This is a genomic window from Pseudomonas sp. PS01299, assembly GCF_029960145.1.
GTDB classification, from domain to species: Bacteria; Pseudomonadota; Gammaproteobacteria; order Pseudomonadales; family Pseudomonadaceae; genus Aquipseudomonas; species Aquipseudomonas putida_A.
This window is the reverse complement of record NZ_JASCPO010000368.1, coordinates 1-3,729: the sequence shown is the minus strand read 5'-3', so window position 1 is coordinate 3,729 and position 3,729 is coordinate 1. Positions and strand designations below refer to the sequence as shown.

At 61.3% G+C, this 3,729-nt stretch carries 3 protein-coding genes; all 3 read right to left on the bottom strand.

What is annotated here, in order from left to right; translation table 11 throughout:
* Nucleotides 1–96: 96 nt before the first annotated feature.
* A complete protein-coding gene (locus QMX91_RS29735; protein WP_282413811.1) occupies nucleotides 97–1,743 on the bottom strand; it encodes a phospholipase D-like domain-containing protein in 1,647 nt (548 codons plus the stop codon).
* A gap of 190 nt (nucleotides 1,744–1,933) precedes the next feature.
* On the bottom strand, nucleotides 1,934–2,665 hold the full coding sequence (locus QMX91_RS29730) for a VWA domain-containing protein (RefSeq protein WP_282413810.1): 732 nt from the start codon (nucleotides 2,663–2,665) through the stop codon (nucleotides 1,934–1,936).
* Complete coding sequence (locus QMX91_RS29725; RefSeq protein ID WP_103367200.1) at nucleotides 2,593–3,591, bottom strand: AAA family ATPase; 999 nt, start codon at nucleotides 3,589–3,591, stop codon at nucleotides 2,593–2,595. The genes QMX91_RS29730 and QMX91_RS29725 overlap by 73 nt, the downstream gene beginning before the upstream one ends.
* Between the last annotated feature and the right edge of the window lie 138 nt (nucleotides 3,592–3,729).

Sequence of the window (3,729 nt, the reverse complement as noted above, 5' to 3'; positions counted from 1 at the left end):
CCCACAGGGGTTGTTCGTCGGACGCAAGTTCTGAGTTCAAAGAGGGGCCAATGTGGGAGCGGGCTTGCTCGCGAAGGGGTCATCAAACACGCCACATCATCGCCCGGCAAAACGCAACCGCGACAACTGCCGCAAATCCCCTTCCACGTAATAATCGTTGGTCCAGCTGTCATCCACCGCCAGCGGACTCACCTGCTTGAGCTCGAGTTTTTTCGCGAAATAGCGAAAGCGGTAATGCTCATAAAACCGCAGCAATTCCAGGCCATAGCGATCCGCCAGATCAGTATCGCCGCGAATGATCAGGTAATTTTCGTCATTGCCGTTACTGGCCGAGGTACTGAGGTTGTGACTACCGCTGATGATGGTCGGCGCATCGGTGGTGAAGTCGGTGATCACGGCTTTGGTATGCACCAGCAGGTTGCCCTTCTGGCCTTTCATGTTTTCTTTCAGCCAGCCTTCCAGCCCGGTGTTGAGCAAAGCTGTGGCAGCGAATTCGGCGGTGCGGTCGGCATGAAATCCGGTGATGCTGCTCGCGGTATTTTGCAGGCCGTAACGCAGGATGTCGTCATGCGGTTTGCCGAGCAGCGCGTTGAGAATCGCGTCCGGCAGGCTGAAAGCGGTGACGAACAACACGTCCTTTTTCGCCGCCTCGATGATCTCGACAAACTCACGCAAATCGCCACCACCGCTGCGTGGCGAGAACCCGGCGAACAGCGCCTGTGTTGGGTCCATCGGGTTGTGCTCGGTGATCCAGCTGCGCGTCGCAGCGACATCGGCGGGGTTGGCCCAGACCTCTTCAAACACTTGCAAATAACGCGTGGCAATCGTCACGTCGTCGAGCGTATGCACCACGTTAGCCTGGCGATACACGCCATTGGCGGTGAAATTGGTGCTGCCGCACAGCACCGCCTGCGGTTGCCGCTGACCCGCGCCATCGACACGGCTGAGAACAATGAATTTGTCGTGAAAGATGTTATGGGTGACCCGGCCGCGCTTGTTCGCCGCCGGCAATTTGGCAAGGTTCGTTTCGTTCAGGGTCGTATCGGGATCATCAGGCTGAGCGTGATACAGCACACGCACCTGAACCCCTCGGGTAAATGCGGCATTCACTGCATCGATTATCGCCTGCAACTGGTACTCGTAGATCGCGATGTCCAGCGCCCACTGCGCGTCCACCGCACGTTCGATAAAGCCCAGTAATCGCTCCAGCAACCCGTTCTCCAGCCACAGTCGCGCCGCGTCGGGCCAAGCTTCGATGGGCAGGTTCTTGTTGGCGCTGATCTGCGCGTCAAGGTCGGGAAACTTGCGCTGGAAGGCCTGACTGGCGGCCACAGCACGGTTGAAGATCACACTTTGATTGGCTGGGTGGCCGTCGTCACTGGTGATGCTTAGCTCCAGTGATTCGCCCAATAGCGGCGCGTCCGCCGTGCCGTAGGCCAAATGCACGCGATAGTGCATGGTCGTGCCCGGGTTGACCGCGTAATCGGCCCAGCGGAATTTCTGTAGCGGCGCTTTATCGCTGGGCGTGGCGTGATACTGCGGGAAGGTGTGCGTCTTGCCGGGAAATGTCAGGCTGTTGAACAGGAACAACCACGGTTTGTCGCCCTGCTGCTTCTCAATGGCAAACCCAAGCAGGCCTTTGCGTCGGGGCTCGGCGAGGTCCATGGCGAGTAATACGCCGTTGGTGCCGGCGTAGGCTTTGACGCGAAAATCGTCCTGAGGATTGGCGACCAGTACCCGCATGATTCACTCCTTGTGATTGGGCTGGTGTGGAGCATAGAGGGTCGCTCCCTGATTGCCATGTTCACTTGGAATTGAGTGGATGCCATCGCCAGCAGGCTGGCTCCTACAAGGATTTTTGTCGCACTCGTAATCTGTGAACACCGCTCACAGTGTGGGAGCGGGCTTGCTCGCGAAGAGGCCCGCACAGGCATCACACATCATCGATATGCCGATATTCCGCACTCAGCGCCGCCGCTAATTCCCGCGCCCGAGTCAGGCGGATCGGCCCACGCTCAATGTCGATCAACAATCCCGGACACTCCAGCGGCGGCATCGACGGTAAGGCTTTCAAACGCCCATCCGTGACCACCAGCAAGCGCTGCTGCTCGGCCGGGAAGCGCTTTTGTCGCTGCACCAGCCATTGCTGTGCCTGCGTCAATGCCGCCACCAACGGCGTGCCGCCGCCCGCCCCCAACGCCTCCAGCCAGGTGCGCAAGCCACTCGATGCTTTCAGACCTTGCACCTGCCATTTCGGCGCGCTGCCGCTGGCGGTCAGCAGGGCCAGCCGCGCACGCTGCCGATAAGCATCATCGAACAATTGCGCGAGCAACCCCTTGGCATCGCTCAGCGCCTGATGCCGACGCGTTGAAGCCGAGGCATCAACGATCACCAGCCACAGCTCATGGGGAGTTCGAGTACGCAACTGGAACTGCAGATCTTCACGAGTCTGCGGCCGACCATTGAGCAGCGTGCCCGGCCAGTTCACCAGGCCGCTGCGCGCAGCGTGGCGCTGGCCCTGGCGTCCGTGGTCGAGGCGTCCGGCGCGGGGTCTGGCATTCGCCCCCGCGTCGGATCGGGGACGAATGCCGGTTACTTTTTTGGCCAGCTCGGCACTTCGCGGCGAGCGCCAGTGGCCAGTGCCGGGGCGGGCATATCGCCCCACTGGCCCTGCCCTTCGCTCGGTTCGGCCTGGCTACTGGCCGGGTTCTGCGCGGGTGGCTGAGGGCTGGAAGAAGAGGATTCGCGACGGCGATGCCGCAGGGCAAATTCCGCCACGGCGTCGATGTCCTGCTCGGCAATCGCTGCAGCGCCGCGCCATGCTGCGTGCGCACGGGCCGCCCGCAGCCAGACCAGATCGGCACGCAAGCCATCGACGCCAGCAGCGAAGCAACGCTGGGTGATGCTCGCCAAAGCGTCGTCATCCAGCGGGATGTTCGCCAAGGCGATGCGCGCCTGTTCGCAGCGCTCACGCAGCGCTTGCTGCTGGGCTTCCCACTGCACGCAGAACGCCTGTGGATCGCTGTCGAAATCCAGTCGGCGCCGGATGATCTGCCCACGTTCGGTCGGCGCGGTGTGGCCGCTGAGGGCGACGTTCAGGCCGAAACGGTCAAGCAGCTGTGGCCGTAATTCACCCTCTTCCGGGTTCATCGTGCCGATCAATACAAATCGCGCCGAATGCCGATGGGAGATGCCGTCGCGCTCGATCAGGTTGGTACCACTGGCAGCCACATCGAGCAGCAGGTCGACCAGATGATCGGGCAGCAGGTTTACTTCATCGACGTACAGCACACCGCCGTCAGCCTTGGCCAAAACACCGGGAGAAAACTGCGCCCGCCCTTCACTCAGCGCGGCGTCGAGATCAAGAGTGCCGACCAGACGCTCTTCGGTGGCGCCCAATGGCAGCGTGACGAACTGTCCGCTCGCCAGCAGATCAGCCAAGCCACGGGCCAGGGTGGACTTGGCCATGCCGCGCGGGCCTTCGATCAGCACGCCACCGATTTTCGGGTCGATGGCGGTCAGGCACAGCGCGAGTTTCAGGTCATCGGCGCCGACCACGGCGGAGAGCGGGAAATGCGGGGTGTCGGTCATCTTCAATACTCGGTCATGGTCGGTGTGAATTCATTTCAATGTAGGAGTGAGCCTGCTCGCGATAGCGGTGGGTCAGCGACAAATAGGTTGGCTGATACACCGCTATCGCCAGTAGGCTCACTCCTACAAAATGTTGTG